At 64.8% G+C, this 17,189-nt stretch carries 18 protein-coding genes; 13 read left to right on the plus strand and 5 right to left on the minus strand.

What is annotated here, in order from left to right:
• The first annotated feature begins 10 nt into the window (after window positions 1-10).
• Window positions 11-1,798, plus strand: coding sequence for a trehalose-6-phosphate synthase (locus tag QAZ47_RS15750; RefSeq protein WP_278233719.1), 1,788 nt, complete (start codon window positions 11-13; stop codon window positions 1,796-1,798).
• Entirely contained in the window at window positions 1,795-2,577 is a 783-nt protein-coding gene (otsB, locus tag QAZ47_RS15755) for a trehalose-phosphatase (protein ID WP_278233720.1), read from the plus strand. The genes QAZ47_RS15750 and otsB overlap by 4 nt, the downstream gene beginning before the upstream one ends.
• A gap of 136 nt (window positions 2,578-2,713) precedes the next feature.
• On the opposite strand, the gene QAZ47_RS15760 is transcribed toward otsB, so the two are convergent.
• Window positions 2,714-3,019 (minus strand): hypothetical protein, encoded by a 306-nt coding sequence (locus QAZ47_RS15760; RefSeq protein WP_278207687.1) that lies wholly within the window; start codon window positions 3,017-3,019, stop codon window positions 2,714-2,716.
• Between the two features lie 218 nt (window positions 3,020-3,237).
• Complete coding sequence (locus tag QAZ47_RS15765; RefSeq protein WP_278233721.1) at window positions 3,238-4,269, minus strand: hydroxyacid dehydrogenase; 1,032 nt, start codon at window positions 4,267-4,269, stop codon at window positions 3,238-3,240.
• Between the two features lie 144 nt (window positions 4,270-4,413).
• On the opposite strand from QAZ47_RS15765, the gene QAZ47_RS15770 reads away from it, so the two are divergent.
• From QAZ47_RS15770 to pobA, 11 genes are all read left to right on the plus strand, one after another.
• The gene (locus QAZ47_RS15770; protein WP_278233722.1) at window positions 4,414-5,487 is read left to right on the plus strand and encodes a LacI family DNA-binding transcriptional regulator; all 1,074 of its coding nucleotides are present in this window, start codon (window positions 4,414-4,416) and stop codon (window positions 5,485-5,487) included.
• A gap of 76 nt (window positions 5,488-5,563) precedes the next feature.
• Window positions 5,564-6,553: a substrate-binding domain-containing protein gene (locus QAZ47_RS15775; RefSeq protein WP_278233723.1), complete on the plus strand. Its 990-nt coding sequence runs from the start codon at window positions 5,564-5,566 to the stop codon at window positions 6,551-6,553.
• Between the two features lie 124 nt (window positions 6,554-6,677).
• On the plus strand, window positions 6,678-7,664 hold the full coding sequence (locus tag QAZ47_RS15780; RefSeq protein WP_278233724.1) for an ABC transporter permease: 987 nt from the start codon (window positions 6,678-6,680) through the stop codon (window positions 7,662-7,664).
• A complete protein-coding gene (locus QAZ47_RS15785) occupies window positions 7,661-8,437 on the plus strand; it encodes an ATP-binding cassette domain-containing protein (RefSeq protein WP_278207693.1) in 777 nt (258 codons plus the stop codon). Before QAZ47_RS15780 ends, QAZ47_RS15785 begins: the two co-directional genes overlap by 4 nt.
• Window position 8,438: 1 nt before the next feature.
• On the plus strand, window positions 8,439-9,293 hold the full coding sequence (locus QAZ47_RS15790) for a sugar phosphate isomerase/epimerase family protein (protein WP_278233725.1): 855 nt from the start codon (window positions 8,439-8,441) through the stop codon (window positions 9,291-9,293).
• Window positions 9,294-9,393: 100 nt separating this feature from the next.
• Entirely contained in the window at window positions 9,394-10,206 is an 813-nt protein-coding gene (gene pcaD, locus QAZ47_RS15795) for a 3-oxoadipate enol-lactonase (protein ID WP_278233726.1), read from the plus strand.
• A complete protein-coding gene (gene pcaC, locus QAZ47_RS15800) occupies window positions 10,199-10,603 on the plus strand; it encodes a 4-carboxymuconolactone decarboxylase (protein WP_278233727.1) in 405 nt (134 codons plus the stop codon). Before pcaD ends, pcaC begins: the two co-directional genes overlap by 8 nt.
• Window positions 10,596-11,348 carry a protocatechuate 3,4-dioxygenase subunit beta gene (pcaH, locus tag QAZ47_RS15805; protein ID WP_278233728.1) on the plus strand — a complete coding sequence of 251 codons (753 nt, stop codon included), beginning with the start codon at window positions 10,596-10,598 and terminating at the stop codon, window positions 11,346-11,348. The genes pcaC and pcaH overlap by 8 nt, the downstream gene beginning before the upstream one ends.
• Window positions 11,348-11,962 (plus strand): protocatechuate 3,4-dioxygenase subunit alpha, encoded by a 615-nt coding sequence (gene pcaG / locus QAZ47_RS15810; RefSeq protein ID WP_278233729.1) that lies wholly within the window; start codon window positions 11,348-11,350, stop codon window positions 11,960-11,962. The genes pcaH and pcaG overlap by 1 nt, the downstream gene beginning before the upstream one ends.
• A 10-nt stretch (window positions 11,963-11,972) precedes the next feature.
• Complete coding sequence (locus QAZ47_RS15815) at window positions 11,973-13,025, plus strand: 3-carboxy-cis,cis-muconate cycloisomerase (protein ID WP_278233730.1); 1,053 nt, start codon at window positions 11,973-11,975, stop codon at window positions 13,023-13,025.
• On the plus strand, window positions 13,025-14,197 hold the full coding sequence (gene pobA / locus QAZ47_RS15820; protein ID WP_278233731.1) for a 4-hydroxybenzoate 3-monooxygenase: 1,173 nt from the start codon (window positions 13,025-13,027) through the stop codon (window positions 14,195-14,197). Before QAZ47_RS15815 ends, pobA begins: the two co-directional genes overlap by 1 nt.
• 13 nt (window positions 14,198-14,210) lie before the next feature.
• On the opposite strand, the gene pcaF is transcribed toward pobA, so the two are convergent.
• From pcaF to QAZ47_RS15835, 3 genes are read right to left on the minus strand one after another with little or no spacing between them, the layout of a single operon-like run.
• Window positions 14,211-15,416: a 3-oxoadipyl-CoA thiolase gene (gene pcaF, locus QAZ47_RS15825; protein ID WP_278233732.1), complete on the minus strand. Its 1,206-nt coding sequence runs from the start codon at window positions 15,414-15,416 to the stop codon at window positions 14,211-14,213.
• Entirely contained in the window at window positions 15,417-16,220 is an 804-nt protein-coding gene (locus QAZ47_RS15830) for a CoA-transferase subunit beta (RefSeq protein ID WP_278233733.1), read from the minus strand.
• The gene (locus QAZ47_RS15835; RefSeq protein ID WP_278233734.1) at window positions 16,217-17,074 is read right to left on the minus strand and encodes a CoA transferase subunit A; all 858 of its coding nucleotides are present in this window, start codon (window positions 17,072-17,074) and stop codon (window positions 16,217-16,219) included. Before QAZ47_RS15835 ends, QAZ47_RS15830 begins: the two co-directional genes overlap by 4 nt.
• Window positions 17,075-17,189 lie beyond the last annotated feature (115 nt).

A 17,189-nucleotide genomic window follows, 5' to 3' on the forward strand; every position in this document is an offset into this window, starting at 1 on the left:
CTGGCATTCAATGATACAATATGGCGTCGACCTTTGGTGGGTCCTTATTCTAGCAAGTCTGACACTTTCCGCTCTGGCGATCTTCATTTCAATGTTCCGGCACCGCCGCCGGCATCCGAAGGACGTGAACACGTTCGCCTTGGGTGAGGACGTCGCCTCGGAAACCGCGCGCAAGGTGCTGCGCGAATTCGAGAAGAACGGACAGTCTGTCGATGCCGCCCTCGTCACTTGGTCGCCGGAGACGTTGCGCAAGATCCTCACCGAGGATCTGCCGGACGCACAGGTCATCGTCGTTTCCAATCGCGAGCCCTACATCCACAACGAGGACAAGAATGGCGATGTCGAACTCGTCGTGCCCGCAAGCGGACTGGTTTCGGCACTCGAGCCGATCACCCGCGCCTGCGCGGGCACGTGGATCGCCTATGGCGGCGGCAGCGCCGACCACCTGGTGGTGGACGGGGACGACCGTGTGCAGGTGCCCCCTGGCAGTCCCTCCTACACGCTGCGCCGGGTCTGGCTGACGGACGAGCAATATCAGGGTTACTATCTGGGCTTTGCCAATGAGGGCCTGTGGCCGCTCTGCCATATCGCCTTCACCCGCCCGATCTTTCGCGATTCCGACTGGGAAGCCTACGAAGCCGTCAACCGCAAATTCGCCGATACCGTGGTCGCCGAGGCGCGCAACAAGCGGCCGATCGTGCTGGTGCAGGACTATCACTTTGCGCTTTTGCCGCGCATGATCCGCGAGCGGCTGCCAGAGGCGATCGTCATCACCTTCTGGCACATCCCATGGCCGAACTCCGAGGTGTTCAGCATCTGCCCGTGGCGCGAGCGCATCCTCGACGGCCTGCTCGGCAGCTCCATCATAGGGTTCCACACGCAATTCCACGCCAACAACTTCACCGAAAGCGTCGACCGCTTCATGGAGAGCCGGATCGAGCGCGCGGATGCCGCCGTGTCCTATGGCGGCCAGACGACCTTGGTGCATGCCTATCCGATCTCGATCGAATGGCCCGTCGAGTTGCTGAGGACCCTGCCTTCGGTCGAAGAATCCCGGCAGCACATCCGCGAGCGGTTCGGCATTCCGGCCGATGCCAAGCTCTGCGTCGGCGTCGAGCGGCTCGACTACACCAAGGGCATCCTCGACCGCTTCCACGCGCTGGAGGAGCTGTTCATTCGCCACCCCGAGACGATCGGCCAGGTGGTGTTCCTGCAGATCGCCGCGCCCAGCCGAGGCTCGCTGCCTGCCTACAAGCAGCTGCATGAGGAATGCCAGCACTTAGCCGAGGAGCTCAACGAGCGTTATGGCAGCGAGAATTATCGTCCTGTGGTCCTGGTGGCCGCGCATCACTCCCAGAAGGACGTCTACGAAATCTACCGGGCGGCCGACATCTGTCTGGTCACCAGCCTGCATGACGGCATGAATCTCGTCGCCAAGGAATTCGTCGCCGCGCGAGACGACGAGCAGGGCGTGCTTCTGCTCAGCACCTTCGCTGGCGCATCGCGCGAGCTGCTGGAGGCGCTCATCGTCAACCCCTACGACGCGGCGATGATGAGCGAGGTCATGCTGCAAGCGCTGACCATGGGGCCGGAGGAGCAGCGTGGGCGCATGCGGCGCATGCGCGAAATCGTCCGCGACAACAATGTCTATCGCTGGGCCGGCAGCATGCTGCTCGACGCGGCGCGGCTGAGGAAGCGCGACGAGCTCGACCGGGTTACCGCATTATCCGACCGGTCGGTGAACGGCGACAATGTCGTCTCCATGTTCGAACGCAAGCAGGCAGTCGGATTCCGATGAATATCCAGACAGATTTGACGCCGCGCCTTTCCGACGGCCGGTGGGCGCTCTTCCTCGACATTGACGGCACCTTGCTCGAGCATGCCGCCCATCCGGACAGCGTGTCGGTCAGCGACGGCCTGCGGCTCCTCCTGGAGACGATCGAACGGCGTCTGGACGGCGCGCTCGCCTTCATCACCGGCCGTTCGATCGCGGCCGTCGACGGACTGTTCGATCCCTTGAGGCTGCGGATCGCCGGCCTCTATGGGCTGGAGCACAGGCTGACGCCGAACGGTCAAATCGAGGCCGCCGACGAGCCGGCGGACATGGCAGCACTTGCCGACGAAATCGAGCTGGAGCTGGCCAGCAAAGCCGTCTATGTCGAACGCAAGGGCCCGGTGCTCGCCATTCACACAAGGGCGGCCCCGCATCTTCTGGCGCGCGCGACGGAACTGGTCGAGGCGGCACTTGCCCGCCTGCCGGAAGGGTACAGGGTCATCGCGGGTAACGCGGGGGTCGAACTGATGCCGCTGGAAGCCGCCAAAGGCGCCGCGATCCGGCGCTTCATGCAGCTCGATCCGTTCAGCGGCAGACGCCCGGTGTTCCTTGGCGACGACACGTCCGACGAAAACGGTTTTGAGACCGTCAATGCCGCGGGCGGGATCTCGATCCGCGTGAAGCCGCAGGGCGAGACCGCGGCACGTTTCGCCATTGCCGACGTCGCCAGCGCGATCGCCTGGCTTGAAGCCAATTTCGGCGGCGGCGCCGAACAGGCGAGCCGCGGCGATCTCGTTGCCTAAAGCGTCTCATCGTTTCACGGAAACGGCGAAACGCTCTCTTTGTTTTGATGCAATTCCGGGCGGAAAACCGCTGCACACTTTTCCTGGAAGAACGGCCCCGCGAACGGGCCGTATCATATTCGCCTACACTGACTGCCTACTTGCTGCCGCCGTTCTCCTTGACGCTGCTGCAGAACTCCGGATGGGTGTTGGCCGCGTTGGCGTTCTTGGCCTCATCGGCGCATGCGGTCATCATCGCCGTTTGATCCTCCGGCGACAGTGCCTTCCACGCCTTCACGAAGGCGTCCTTGCTGACCATCGTCTTCATGCTGGAGTCGGTATAGAAAGGCTGCATCTTGGCCGGATCGTCGAGCGCCGAAGTACCAGTCTGTCCGGCGGCGAGCGCGGAGCCCGCAACCATCGAAAGCGCCATCGCGCCGAAGCAGATCATCTTGACGTTCATGACATAGACCTCCTGTTTCTCCGGATCGTTCGAGAAACGATCATGTCATCAACGGAAGATTTGGATCAAAGTTCCTCTACTTCATGCAACGCAGAAAAGGTTTTCTGAGCAAGCTTACAAGCGAGAAACTTCTCATCATCCGCCGTTAAGTTTGGTTGTTCTGCTTCAGGATGCAATCATTAGTAGGAAATTCCGCTGCCTGGCCGACAAGGCGCGGGTCAGTTCCTATCGACCGGTTTGGAGCGCATCCGCGAGACGGTCTCGCGCTCGGCGCGCTTGGAGCGCATCGGCGGCAGGCCGCGGTCGACAAGGTCCATGTCCTCCAGCACCATGTCGCCCATGCGCCTGAAGGCGACGTCGAGCGCGCCGGCGCGGTGGGCCGAACGCAGGAAGCCGGGCAGCGCGCGCACCGGATGCTTTTTCGCCAGCGGCTCTTCCGGGAAGACATCGCTGGCGGCAACGATGTGGCCGCTTCGCACGGCCTCCATCAAGGCCGCGAAATCGACGACGTCTGCGCGGCTGAGCAGGATGAAGGCGGCCCCTTTGCGCATTTTCGCGAAAGCGTCGGCGCCGAGAAAACCCTGGTTCTCGCTGGTCACCGACGCGACGACGAAGACGAAGTCGCTTTCCGACAGCACCTTGTCGAGAGAAGACGGCTCGACGCCATGCTCGACCAGCACGGAAGGCGGCAGCCACGGATCATAGGCCCTGGTGCGGGTGCGGAAGCCGGAGAGCAGGCGGTTGAGCGCGCGGCCGAGGTCGCCGAAGCCGACGATGCCGACATCGGCGCCGGAGAGGAGACGCGCGGTCTGGTTGCCGTCGCCGCCCCAAAGCTCCTTGCCCTGCCGGAAGGCGAGATCGGCATCGACGATGCCGCGCGCCAGGTTGAGCGCCATGGCAAGGCCCAACTCGGCGACCGGCTCGGCGAAGACCAGTCCGGTGGTGACGACGTGGATGCCGCGGGCAAACAGCGTCTCATAGGGCATGTTGTTGATGAGGTTGGTTTCGACATTGAAGATGCAGCGCAGCGCCTTCAATTTCTCCAGCGTTTCGGGCGCGATCGGCGGCTGGCCGACGATGTAGCGCGCTTGGGCAAGCACGTCGGCTGGCAACTTCGCCACGCCTTCGGGCGTTGTCTCGACGATGCGATATTTCCTGCGAAACAGCGCCAGCTGCGGCGGCGTGAAGATCAGATCGAGCGTGCGCGGTTCGGGTGCGCTGATCACCAGCGGCAAGGCTTTGGCGGACATGATTTTTCCTCCCGGCGCGATTGGATCGCGTCAATCACATCTGTGTTTTTTACTCCGGATGAAACGATTTACAACAGCGAAAAATCGATTTATCGGTTATATTGGTGAGAGGGCAGGCGATTACCTGTCCTCAGGAGGAGGCTAATGGCGCAACAGGAAGGCCAGCAGCGGCGCCCGTCGATCCACGACGTGGCAAGCCATGCCGGCGTGTCGGCGGCGACCGTCTCCAAGGTGCTGTCCGGCGTCACCACGGTGAAGCCGGAAAACGCACAGCGCGTCCTCGATGCCGTCGAGCTTCTGGGCTACCGCGTCGATCCGCTCGCTTCCGACATGCGCAGGGCCAAGCGCCGCATCATCGGCGCCATCATGCCGGAGTTCGAAAGCGAGTTCTTCGGCCAGATGGTGAGCGAGCTCGAAGGCCTTGCCGAACAGCGCGGCTATACGCTCGTCGCCGCCTCCAGCCGTGAATCGGAACAGCGCGAGAAGGAGATCCTTGCCCGCATGCACGACTGGCGCGTCGCAGGCGTCGTGCTGGCGCCGGTGCGCAACGAGCATGGGCCGGCGGCCGCCTTCATGAAGGCAAACGGCATGACCGGCGTGCTGATCGACCGCGTGCTTGCCGACGATGCCTTCGATACGGTTTCAGCGGACAGCGCGGCGGCAAGTGCCGAAGTGGCGCGCGCGCTTGTCGGCCAGGGCCATCGCCACATCCTCGTCGTCGGCCTCGGCCAGCAGGCGGCGACGGTGCGCGCTCGCCTCGAAGGGTTTCGCAACACCGCACTCGAGCTTGCGCCCGACATTCGTATCGACGTCGTGCTCTGCGAAAGCGACGTCGAACCGCTGCGAACGCTGCTGCGCGACTATTTCAGCAAGCGCGAAGCCGGCGACGACCGGCCGACGGCGGTCTATTCCCTCTTCCTCAAGGGCACGCTGGTAGCGCTGTCGGAATTCCGGCGGCGCGGCTGGCATTGCCCGAACGACATCTCGCTGGTCGGCTTCGACGATGCCGAATGGATGCAGGTGACCTGGCCGGCGATCGCCGCGGTGGTGCAGCCGGTGCGCGAGATCGCCGGCAACGCGATGGAGGTTTTGTTTCGTAGGATAGAAGGCGAGGGGGGGCCGCCAAGGGCGCGGCTCGAACCCTGCAAGGTGTTGATGCGGGAATCCGTTGGCTCGCCAGGCAGCGTCCCGCATTCCGGGGGAGGAGACCGACAATAGCCCCCATTGTCTACAGCGGAAGAAAGGCGCCGGCCCTGGCCGAGGCATCCGGCGCAAACAACAAACGGAGGATGGAATGACATCGCTTTTCCCAAAGATAAATCGATTTACCATTGCCTTGGCCGTGGTTCTTGCCGTTTCGGCTATTGGCGCCGCCAAGGCGGAGGACGGCGAATACGGCGTGCTGATGAAGACCTTGGCCAATCCGTTCTGGGGTGCGATGGCCCAGGGCGTCGCCGATGGCGCCAAGGAAGCCGGCGTGAAATACTTCCAGCAGGCGGCCGAAAGCGACCAGGCGGCCGAGCCGCAGCTCAACCTCTGCAACACGATGCTCGAGCGCAAGCCGGTGGCGATGATCACCGCCGCCATCAACTCGACCAACCTCTTGCCCTGCCTGAAGTCGGCGCAGGACGCCGGCATCAAGATCGTCGACCTCGACAACAACCTCGACCAGGCAGTGCTCGACAAGGAAGGCGTCAAGGTCACCTTCCACATCGGTTCCGACAACGTCGCTGCCGGCGCGCAAGGGGCGGAATATCTCGTTTCCAAGCTCGGCAAGGACGCCAAGGGGCCGGTGCTGGTGATCGAGGGCCTCTCCGGCAACATCACCGGCGAGAAGCGTGCCAAGGGCTTTGCCGACAAGCTGAAGGAACTTGCGCCGGGGCTGCAGATCGTCGCTTCATTGCCGGGCGACTGGGATCGCGGCAAGGCGGCCTCGATCGCCACCGACACGCTGACCGCGCATCCCGATCTCGTCGCCATCTTCTGCGCCAATGACGGCATGGCGCTGGGCGCGGTGGAATCGGTCTATGCGGCCGGCAAGGGCCAGCAGGTGACGATGATCGGCGTCGACGGCAATGTCGATGCGGTGAAGTCGATCAAGGAAGGCCGCCTCAACGCTTCCGTCGCGCAACTGCCCTATCTGGTCGGCAAGCAGGCGGTAGAGAACGTCAAGAAGGCGCTCGCCGGCGAGAAGGTCGAGGAAAGCATCGCCGTGCCCACCCTGGTGCTGACCAAGGACGTGCTCGACGCCGGCAAGGAGCCGATGCTGCAATATGTGAAGTGAGGAAATAGGCAGTAGGCAGTAGGCAGTAGGGGAAGCGAGCGGTTCGACCGCTCGGATCGCTTCCATATTTTCACTACTGCCTAAGCCCTACTGCCTTACCGCCCTCTCTTAAAGGTGCAAAGACATGGCTTCTGAACAGCCCGGGTTCTGGGCTCGGGTGCAGCGCGCATCCGTCGAGCGGCTCCATATCAGGCTGGAGTCGCTGCTGGTGCTTGTCTTGCTGAGCGCGGCGATGGCGCTGCTGTCGCCCTTCTTCCTGTCGCTCAGCAATTTCCTCAACATCCTGCTCGCGACCTCGACGATCGGCGTGCTGGCGATCGCAGCCACCTTCGTCATCGGCTCGGGCGGGCTCGACCTTTCGCTCGGCTCGGTCATGGGCCTTGCCGGCGTGGCGGGCGCCTTCGTCGCCGTCAATCTCGGCTGGCCATCGGTGTTCGCGGTGATCGCCTGCATCCTTGCCGGCGCCATCGCCGGCTACATCAACGGACAACTGGTCACCCGCGCCTTCGTGCCGGCCTTCATCGTGACGCTCGGCATGCTGGGTCTCGCGCGCGGGCTCGCGCTCGTCATCTCGCAGGGCAGGGCGATCTACGGCCTGCCGCCAGAAATCGTCTATATCGGGCAAGGGAGGCCCCTCGGCATTCCGATGCCGGTCATCATCTTCGTGCTCACCGCGATCGTGGCGCATGCGGTGCTTGCCTATACGCGCTTCGGACGCCACACGCTGGCGCTCGGCGACAGCGAGGGCGCCGCCCGCGCCGCCGGCATCCGCGTCGAGCAGCATCGCCGCATCATCTACACGCTTTCCGGCGCGATCGCCGGTCTTGCCGGTCTGCTCTTCACCGCCCGCGTCAATGCCGGCGATCCGACCGCCGGCATCAACTACGAGCTCACCGCCATCACGGCGGCGATCATCGGCGGCACCAATCTGTTCGGCGGCCGCGCCTCGATCCTCGGCACGATGATCGGCGCGCTGATCATGGGCGTGCTGCAGAATGGGCTGACGCTGCTTGCGGTGCAGTCCTACTACCAGCAGATGGCGATCGGCGCGGTGCTGATCCTCGCGGTCTTCATCGACCAGTACCAGGTGCGGAAGGAGTCGCGCGTATGACCCTGCTTTCGCTCCACAACATCCGCAAGAGCTTCGGCGCGGTTGACGTGCTGCACGGCGTCGACCTGTCGGTCGCTGCCGGCGAGGTGGTCGGGCTGGTCGGCGACAACGGGGCCGGCAAGTCGACGCTGATGAAGACCATAACCGGCATCTACCGCGCCGATACCGGCTCGATCGAATTCGACGGCAAGGACATACTCGCCCTCGACCCCGGCCAGCGCCGCCGGCTCGGCATCGAGATGATCTACCAGGACCTGTCGCTTGCCAAACAACAGGACGTTGCCTCGAACATCTTCCTCGGCCGCGAGCCGACGAAAAGGCTGCTCGGTCTGTTCCCGGGTTTCGTCGACAAGGCTGAGATGGATCGCCAGGCGGCGCGCATGATCGAGCGGCTCGGCGCGCATCTGCCGTCGATCAGCCGCTCCGTCGGCTCCTTCTCCGGCGGCCAGCAGCAGACGGTGGCGATCGCGCGGGCGCTCACCTTCAATCCGAAGCTCGTCATCATGGACGAGCCGACGGCGGCGCTCGCCGTGCGCGAGGTGCAGAGCGTGCTCGATCTCATCCGGCGCCTAAAGTCGGAAGGCATTGCCGTCATCCTGATCTCGCACCGACTGAACGACGTGCTGTCGGTCACCGACCGCATCGTGGTGCTGCGCCACGGAAGGGCGGATGCCGATCTCGTCACCGCCAGGACCAACATGAACGAAGTCGTCAGCCGCATCGTCGGCGGCGGCGATACGGCCGCAGCGGCGGCGCACGAGCAACGAGGCTGACATGAACACGTTCGGACTGCACACTTTCGCCATAGCCCCGGTCTGGGACCTCGCCCGCATCGAGCCGCAGATGGACAGGCTGAAGGAGCTCGGCATCGGCCTGATGGAGATCCCGCTGCTCAGACCCGAGGAGATCGACACCAAGCGCACGCGCGGCTTCGCCAACCACTACGGCGTTCAGCTCATCCCGTCGCTTGGCTTGCCGCGTGCGCTCGACGTTGTCGAGCGGCCCGAGGAAGCGCTCGATTTCCTGCAGCCGGCCTTCAAGGTCTGCAACGAGGTGGGGGCCGAGGCGCTCGGCGGCGTCACCTACGGCACGATCGGCAAGACCACGGGCCGCGCGCCGACGCAGAGGGAGATCGACGGCATGTGCCGCTTCCTCGAACGTGCGGCGAAATCCGCCAAGTCGCGCGGCCTGAAGCTCGGCATCGAGCCGTGCAACCGCTACGAGACGCATCTGATCAACCGCGGCATCGACGCGGCGCGCATCATCGAGCGCATCGGCGCCGACAACATCTTCATCCACCTCGACACCTACCACATGCATATCGAGGAAGAGAGCTTTGCCGCGGGCTTCGAGGCGGCGGCGCCCTTCCTCGGCTACGTGCATGTCTCGGAGGCCAATCGCGGCGTGCCGGGGCGCGGCATGCTCAACTGGGCGGCCTGCATGAAGGCGATCGCCGACATCGGCTATGAGGGCGCGATCACGCTCGAAAGCATGAACCATGTCGACGTCGACATCGCCGGCGGGCTGGCCGTGTGGCGCCCGGTGGCGGAAGATCCGCGCGACGTCATCGAGATCGGGCTGCCGTTCCTGCGCGAGGAAGCGAAGAAAGCGGGCCTGACGCTGGGATAGGCAGCGGAGCTCCTATAGGGAGCGGCCGAAGCAATCCTGGACGGTTTCGATTTACCGAACCAAATAGCTGGTGCAATGTGGGCTTCGGAGGATCGAAACCGTGCCATTCGCCAGCATAGGCGGCGTCACGCTGCACCATCGCTATATCGAAGCGACCGGTACTTCGCGTCCGATCATCTTCATCAATTCGCTCGGCACCGACTTCCGGATCTGGGACGACGTCGTCGCGCGTCTTGAAGACGAAATGCCGATGCTCGTCTACGACAAGCGCGGCCATGGGCTTTCGGATATCGGCAGCGGCGTGCGTTCGATCGGCGACCATGTCGATGATCTGAGCGCGCTTGTCGATCACTTCGGTTTCGACAAGGTGGTGCTCTGCGGCCTTTCCGTCGGCGGCATGGTCGCGCAGGGGCTTTATGCTCGCCGACCGGAATGCGTCGAGGCGTTGATCCTGAGCGACACGGCGCACAAGATCGGTACCGCCGAGAGCTGGAACAGCCGCATCGCGACGGTCGAGCGCGACGGCATAGAGGCGATTGCCGATGGCGTGCTGAAAGTGTGGTTCACGCCGGATTTCCATGCCAATCGCGCCGCCGAGCTTGCCGGCTGCCGCAACATGCTGACCAGGCAGGCGCTGCCCGGCTACATCGGCACATGCATGGCGGTGCGCGACGCCGATTTCACCGACAGCGCGCGCCGTATCGCGGTGGCGACGCTCTGCATCGTCGGCGACCAGGACGGCTCGACGCCGCCGGACCTTGTGCGCGCGCTTGCCGAATTGATCCCAGGCGCGCGCTTCGAGGTTATCTGTGGCGCGGCGCATATTCCTTGCATCGAGCGGCCCGACGCGCTTGTCACCCTGATCCGCGACTTTGTCGCCTCGTTGCCTGAGGGAAGCCACGCCCATGGATAACGACTCCAAGAATGAAAACCGATACCCAACCGGGGTCGAGGTCCGCCGCTCCGTGCTCGGCGATCAGCATGTCGACCGTGCCGAGGCCGCGACGACCGATTTCGACCTGCCGTTCCAGCAGCTGATCACCGAGGCCGCCTGGGGGACGGTGTGGTCGCGCCCCGGCCTGACGAAGCGCGAGCGTTCGATCGTGACGCTGGCGCTGCTTGCGGCGCTCGGCCATGACGAGGAGGTGGCCATGCATGTGCGCGCCACCGCCAATACGGGCGCCTCGCGCGACGATATCCGCGAAGCCTTCCTGCATGTCGCGGTCTATGCCGGCGTGCCGGCGGCCAACCGCGCCTTCAAGGTCGCCAAGGAGGTGTTCGCGCAGATGGACGGAGTCCCCCATGCCTGAACCTGGCTCCAACCGGACGCCGGAAACCGGTGCCTTCTACCAGCGCGACCGCCAATGGCACCCGCCGGCATTCACGCCTCCCTACAAGAGCTCGGTGCTGCGCTCGCCGCAGAAGGCGCTGATCGCCTTCGACAACACGCTGTCGGAACTCACCGGCCCGGTGTTCGGCCATACCATGCTCGGCGAGCTCGACAACGACCTGATCCACAATTTCGCCAGGCCCGGCGAGAGCGCCCTCGGCGAGCGCATCATCGTCCATGGACGCGTGCTCGACGAGCGCGGCAAGGGCGTGCCCGGCGTGCTGCTCGAATTCTGGCAGGCCAATGCCGGCGGCCGCTACCGCCACAAGAAGGACGGCTATCTCGCGCCGCTCGATCCGAATTTCGGCGGCTGCGGCCGAGCCATCACCGACGAGGACGGCTTCTATGCCTTTCGCACGGTCAGGCCCGGACCCTATCCATGGCCGAACGGGCCGAACGACTGGCGCCCGGCGCATATCCACTTTTCCGTGTTCGGCCACGGCTTCGCGCAGCGGCTGATCACGCAGATGTATTTCGAAGGCGATCCGCTGATCTGGCGCTGCCCGATCGTCGGCGGCATTTCCAACAAGGCTGCCGTCGAAGCGCTGATCGCCTCGCTGGACATGCAGTCGACAATCCCGATGGATGCGCTCGCCTACAAGTTCGACATCGTGCTGCGCGGGCGCCGCTCGACGCTGTTCGAGAACAGGCCGGAGGGCAATTGATGGCACAATCGCTCGACCGGCTGAAGGAGAGCCCTTCGCAGACCGCCGGACCCTATGTGCATATCGGGCTGACGCCGAATTTCTGCGGCATCGGCGGCGTCTATCCGGGCGACCTCGGCTCGACGATGGTCAACGACCAGACCAAGGGCGAGCGCATCGAGCTGCGCATCCGCGTGCACGACGGCACCGGCACGCCACTCAAGGATGCGCTGATCGAGATCTGGCAGGCGGACGCCAACGGGCTCTACAATTCGCCGGCCGAATTGCGTGGCGCGGCCGATCCTAATTTCCAAGGCTGGGGACGGCAGCCGACCGACATGGAAACCGGGACCTGCCTGTTCCAGACGATCAAGCCTGGCCGGGTGCCGTTCCGCGACGGGCGGCTTATGGCGCCGCACATCACGCTGTGGGTCGTGGCGCGCGGCATCAATATCGGCCTCAACACGCGGCTTTATTTCTCGGACGAGGAAAAGGCCAATGCCGAGGACCCGATCCTGGCGCGCATCGAGCACCGCGTGCGTGTGCCGACGCTGATCGCCGAGCGCCAGGGCGACACCTACGTCTTCGATGTCCATCTACAGGGCGAAAAGGAGACGGTCTTCTTCGACAGCTGACCGTGGCGACATGACCGTTTCGCCCTTCGATCATCCGCTGCTTTCCGGCCTGCTCGGCGACGAGGAGGCCACGCGGCATTTTTCCGTCGAAGCCGATATCGAAGCGATGCTCGGTTTCGAGCGGGCGCTGGCCGAGGCGGAAGCCGAATGCGGCGTTATCCCGCACGATGCCGAGGCGGCGATCGTCAAAGCGCTGGCCTCCTTCCGACCGGACACGGCGAAGCTGCGCGCCGGCGTCGCCAAGGACGGCGTCGTGGTGCCGCAATTGGTGCGTCAGATCAGGGCGGCGGTCGGCGATCCGCACGGCGAGTTCGTTCATTTAGGCGCGACCAGCCAGGATGTCGTCGATACCTCGCTGGTGCTGCGCCTCGGCCGGGCGATCGATCATATCGGCCTGCTGCTCGGCGAAAACATCGTGCGGCTCACCGGGCTCGCAGAGGAGTTCGGGGGCAGGGCGCTGATGGGGATGACGCGCATGCAGCCGGCAATCTTGATCCCGGTGGCGGACCGGATCGCTTCGTGGCGGGCGCCGCTCGAACGCCACCAGCAGCGCCTGAAGGAACAGGCCGGCCGGCTGCTTGTGGTGCAGTTCGGCGGTGCGGCCGGCACGCTCGACAAGCTCGGCGACAAAGCGCTGGCTGTGCGCGGGGCGCTCGCCGCCAGGCTCGGCCTTGGCGACGCGCCACAATGGCATAGCCAGCGCGCCGCGCTCGCCGAGTTCGCCGGCTGGCTGTCGCTCGTCACCGGCAGCCTCGGCAAGTTCGGTCAGGACGTCGCGCTGATGGCGCAAGCCGGAACCGACATCAGGCTTTCCGGCGGCGGTGGCTCGTCGGCGATGCCGCACAAGCAGAATCCGGTGAAGGCGGAAACGCTGGTCGCGCTCGCCCGCTTCAACGCCACGCAGCTTGCAGGCATGCACCAGGCGCTGGTGCATGAGCAGGAGCGCTCGGGCGCCGCCTGGACGCTGGAATGGCTGATCCTGCCGCAGATGGTGGTGGCGACGGCAGCGGCGCTCAGGCTTGCCGCCGAGCTTGTCGGGCAGATCGAGAGCCTTGGCCGCTGATGCGCACGCAGGTGGCCATCATCGGCTCGGGACCGTCGGGCCTGCTGCTCGGCCAACTGCTCGCCACCATCGGCATCGAGACTATCATTCTCGAACGGTCGAGCCGCGAGCATGTGCTCGGCCGGGTGCGGGCCGGCGTGCTGGAGCAGGGCACGGTCGATCTGCTCGGCGAAGCGGGCGCTGCGGGGAGGCTCCATGCCGAGGGCCTGCCGCATTCCGGCATCTCGCTCGCCTTCGACGGGCGCCTGCATCGCATCGACCTCACGGGCTTGACCGGCGGCAAGCATGTCACCGTCTACGGCCAAACCGAGGTGACGCATGACCTGATGGACAAACGCGAGGCGGCTGGGCTCGTCACCGTCTACGAGGCGGCGAATGTCGCGCTGCATGATTTCGACGCCGCGTCGCCCTTCGTGACTTACAACAAGGACGGTGCCAGCCATCGCATCGACTGCGATTTCATCGCCGGCTGCGACGGCTATCACGGCGTCAGCCGCCGTACGGTGCCGGAAGGCGCGCTGAAGACCTTCGAGCGGCAATATCCGTTCGGCTGGCTGGGCGTATTGGCCGAGGTGCCGCCAGCCGATCATGAGTTGATCTACGCCAATCACGAGCGGGGCTTTGCACTCTGCTCGATGCGCTCGCCGCGCCGCAGCCGCTACTATGTGCAGGTCCCCGCCGATGAGCATGTCGAGGCCTGGTCTGACGACCGCTTCTGGGAGGAGTTGCGCCGGCGCCTGCCGCCGCAAACCGCTGCCGCCGTCACCACCGGGCCGTCCTTCGAGAAGTCGATCGCGCCGCTGCGCTCCTTCGTCGCCGAGCCGATGCGCTTCGGAAAATTGTTCCTGGTCGGCGACGCCGCCCATATCGTGCCGCCGACCGGCGCCAAGGGCCTCAACCTCGCCGCCAGCGACGTGCGCTATCTCTTTGCCGGGCTTCGCGAATTCTATGGCGACAAATCTGAAGCCAGGCTCGATGCCTATTCAGCCAAGGCGCTGGCCCGAGTCTGGAAAGCCGTGCGCTTTTCCTGGTGGATGACGACGATCCTGCACCGTTTTCCGGAAAACGGCGAATTCGGCCAGCGCATCCAGGAAGCCGAGCTCGAATATCTGGTGCATTCCAAAGCGGCGTCCGCTGCGCTCGCCGAAAACTACGTCGGCTTGCCTTACTGATCGGCGGACGCGGTCACATCCGTTCCAGCGCTATCGCGATCCCCTGGCCAACGCCGATGCACATGGTGGCCAAAGCAAGCTTGCCGCCGCGCTCGCGAAGCTCCAGCGCTGCCGTGCCGGTGATGCGCGCGCCGGACATGCCGAGCGGATGGCCAAGCGCGATCGCCCCGCCATTTGGATTGATGTGCGCGGCGTCCTCGGCGATGCCGAGCTCACGCAGCACGGCGACGCCTTGCGAGGCGAAGGCTTCGTTCAATTCGACGACGTCGAATTGCTCGGGTCTCAGGCCGAGGCGGGCGCAGAGTTTCTTCGTGGCAGGCGCCGGACCGATGCCCATGATGCGCGGCGCGACGCCTGCGACTGCGCCGCCGAGGATGCGGGCGATCGGCGTCAGGCCATGTTTCTTCGCTGCCGCTTCCGAAGCCACGATGAGGGCGGCCGCGCCGTCATTGACGCCGGAGGCGTTGCCCGCCGTCACCGTCCCGCCTTGGCGAAACGGCGTCGGCAATTTGGCCAGCGCCTCGATGGTCGTGCCGGCGCGGGGATGCTCGTCCTTCGCCACGACGACAGGGTCACCTTTCTTCTGCGGGATGGTCACCGGCGTGATCTCCCTAGACAGCCGGCCGTTGGCTTGCGCGGCGACGGCCTTGTCCTGGCTGCGCACGGCGAAAGCATCCTGGTCGGCGCGTGAGATCGAAAAATCCTCTGCGACGTTCTCGCCGGTCTCCGGCATGGAATCGACGCCGTACTGCTTCTTCATCAGCGGGTTGACGAAGCGCCAGCCGATAGTGGTGTCGTAGATCTCCGCATTACGCGAGAAGGCGCTGTCGGCCTTCGGCATGACGAAAGGCGCGCGGCTCATCGACTCGACGCCGCCGGCAATCATCAGCTCGGCTTCGCCGGCCCTGATGGCGCGCGCAGCGATGGTGACGGCATCCATGCCCGAGCCGCACAGACGATTGACCGTCGAGCCAGGGATGTCCTGGGGGAGGCCGGCAAGCAGCAGCGCCATGCGGGCGACGTTGCGGTTGTCCTCGCCGGCCTGGTTGGCGCAGCCATAGACAACGTCATCGACGGCCGCCCAGTCGACGCCCGGGTTGCGCTCGACCAAGGCTTTCAGCGGTACGGCAGCGAGATCGTCCGCACGCACCGAGGACAGCGCGCCGCCGAAGCGGCCGATCGGCGTGCGGATGTAATCGCAGATGAAGGCATCAGTCATTTATGCGGCTTTCCCTTTGGCGGTCCCTTGATGCGCCGCCTTGGTGCGGGCCTGCAGGTCGCGCAATGTCTTCAGCTCGAGTTCCGCCGGCGCCGGCGTCTCGTCAAGGGCCTCCGCGAACTTGACCGTCCAGCCACAGGTCGCCTGCACCTCTTCGCGCGTGACGCCGGGATGCAGCGACACGACGGTGAATTCCTTGGTCACCGGGTCAGGCTTCCAGATGGCGAGATCGGTGATCAAAAGCGTCGGGCCGGCGGTGTCGATGCCGAGGCGCTTGCGATGGTCGCCGCCCTCGCCATGGCCGAAGGAGGTGAAGAAGTCGATCTTCTCGACCATGCCGCGCTTCGACTGCGCCATGGTGATGTAGACCTCTCTCGACGAGGTGGCGATCTCCGGCGCGCCGCCGCCGCCGGGCAGCCGCGTCTTCGGGTGCCCATAATCGCCGATGACGGTGGTGTTGATGTTGCCGAACTTGTCGAGCTGGGCGGCGCCGAGAAAGCCGATCGAGATGCGCCCGCCCTGCAGCCAGTAGCGGAACATCTCCGGCACTGCGACGGTGGTGACGGCCGTGTCGCACAATTCGCCGTCGCCGATCGACAGCGGCAGCACGTCGGGCGCCGTGCCGATGGTGCCGCTCTCATAGATCAGCGTGATGTCGGGCGCATGCGTCAGCCGCGCGACGTTGCAGGCGGCCGACGGCGCGCCGATGCCGACGAAGCAGACATCGTCGTTCTTCAGTGCGCGGCTGGCGGCGATCGTCATCATCTCGTTAGGGGTGAAGCCCAGGTTTGGCGTGTCGTTCATGCGGCTTTCCTCAGATGCTCGACGCGGCCGGCAAAGTCTTCCGCCGTGCTTTCCAGGACGTTCTTCCGCATCCATGCCTGAAAGCGGTCGCGGTCGGCGGCGATCTCATCCCATTCGAGATAGGCGGCGTTGTCGCGTTCGTAATAGCCATGCGTATAGGAGGGATGCGAGCCGCCGGGCACGACCGCGATCGCCGCGATTGTCCAGCCCGGCAGCACGGTGAGGTTGGGGTGGAGATCGTCGAAATTGTCGACCACTTCCTCGACCGTCACCACGGCGCGTTTTGCGGCAAGAACGGCCTCCTTCTGGATGCCGATGATGCCTTCGACCAGCACGTTTCCTTTCCGGTCCGCCTTCTGCGCATGGACGAAGGTGACATCGGGCCGGATTGCCGGCACGGCGGCAAGCACCTCCCCGGTAAAGGGGCAGGTGACGGACCTGATGTTTGGATTGACCGCAGGCAGGCCTGCGCCGCGATAGCCGCGAAACACCGCGCAGGGGAGGCCGGCCGCGCCCGCCTCATAGGCGTTGGCCATGCCTGCATGGCTGTGCTCTTCAGCCTCGATCGCGCGCGGAAAACCGTTCTCGATGGCGTCGCGAACGCGCCTGAGCAGGCCAACACCCGGATTGCCGAGATAGGAGAAGACGATCTTCCTTGCCATGCCCATGCCGATCATCTGGTCGTAGATCAGGTCGGGCGTCATGCGGATCAGTGTCAGATCGCGAAAACCCTGGCGGATCGCCTCATGCGCGGCGGCGGTCGGGATCAGATGGGTGAAGCCCTCGAAGGCGACAGCGTCGCCATCATGCAGGTTCTCCGCGACGGCCTCTTTCAGCGGCAGGAACTTGACCATCTCCAGGCTCCGGGGATTCAGTTTGCATTGCGAACACAAGTTTTCCATGGGCAATGCGGCGCGTCGAGAAATTCTTCTTCGTTTGATTTGGCGAGTTCCCGCCCCTTTTGTGACG

This window comes from Mesorhizobium sp. WSM4904 (genome assembly GCF_029674545.1).
Classification (GTDB): Bacteria; Pseudomonadota; Alphaproteobacteria; order Rhizobiales; family Rhizobiaceae; genus Mesorhizobium.

Bases quoted from the DNA above. Each gene is read 5' to 3' on its own strand.
- QAZ47_RS15750 (WP_278233719.1), top strand. From the start codon at position 11: ATGATACAATATGGCGTCGACCTTTGGTGGGTCCTTATTCTAGCAAGT.
- QAZ47_RS15780 (WP_278233724.1), top strand. From the start codon at position 6,678: ATGGCTTCTGAACAGCCCGGGTTCTGGGCTCGGGTGCAGCGCGCATCC.
- pcaG (WP_278233729.1), top strand. From the start codon at position 11,348: ATGGCACAATCGCTCGACCGGCTGAAGGAGAGCCCTTCGCAGACCGCC.
- otsB (WP_278233720.1), top strand. From the start codon at position 1,795: ATGAATATCCAGACAGATTTGACGCCGCGCCTTTCCGACGGCCGGTGG.
- pobA (WP_278233731.1), top strand. From the start codon at position 13,025: ATGCGCACGCAGGTGGCCATCATCGGCTCGGGACCGTCGGGCCTGCTG.
- pcaF (WP_278233732.1), bottom strand. From the start codon at position 15,416: ATGACTGATGCCTTCATCTGCGATTACATCCGCACGCCGATCGGCCGC.
- QAZ47_RS15830 (WP_278233733.1), bottom strand. From the start codon at position 16,220: ATGAACGACACGCCAAACCTGGGCTTCACCCCTAACGAGATGATGACG.
- QAZ47_RS15790 (WP_278233725.1), top strand. From the start codon at position 8,439: ATGAACACGTTCGGACTGCACACTTTCGCCATAGCCCCGGTCTGGGAC.
- QAZ47_RS15815 (WP_278233730.1), top strand. From the start codon at position 11,973: ATGACCGTTTCGCCCTTCGATCATCCGCTGCTTTCCGGCCTGCTCGGC.
- QAZ47_RS15785 (WP_278207693.1), top strand. From the start codon at position 7,661: ATGACCCTGCTTTCGCTCCACAACATCCGCAAGAGCTTCGGCGCGGTT.
- pcaC (WP_278233727.1), top strand. From the start codon at position 10,199: ATGGATAACGACTCCAAGAATGAAAACCGATACCCAACCGGGGTCGAG.
- pcaH (WP_278233728.1), top strand. From the start codon at position 10,596: ATGCCTGAACCTGGCTCCAACCGGACGCCGGAAACCGGTGCCTTCTAC.
- QAZ47_RS15765 (WP_278233721.1), bottom strand. From the start codon at position 4,269: ATGTCCGCCAAAGCCTTGCCGCTGGTGATCAGCGCACCCGAACCGCGC.
- QAZ47_RS15760 (WP_278207687.1), bottom strand. From the start codon at position 3,019: ATGAACGTCAAGATGATCTGCTTCGGCGCGATGGCGCTTTCGATGGTT.
- QAZ47_RS15775 (WP_278233723.1), top strand. From the start codon at position 5,564: ATGACATCGCTTTTCCCAAAGATAAATCGATTTACCATTGCCTTGGCC.
- QAZ47_RS15770 (WP_278233722.1), top strand. From the start codon at position 4,414: ATGGCGCAACAGGAAGGCCAGCAGCGGCGCCCGTCGATCCACGACGTG.
- QAZ47_RS15835 (WP_278233734.1), bottom strand. From the start codon at position 17,074: ATGGTCAAGTTCCTGCCGCTGAAAGAGGCCGTCGCGGAGAACCTGCAT.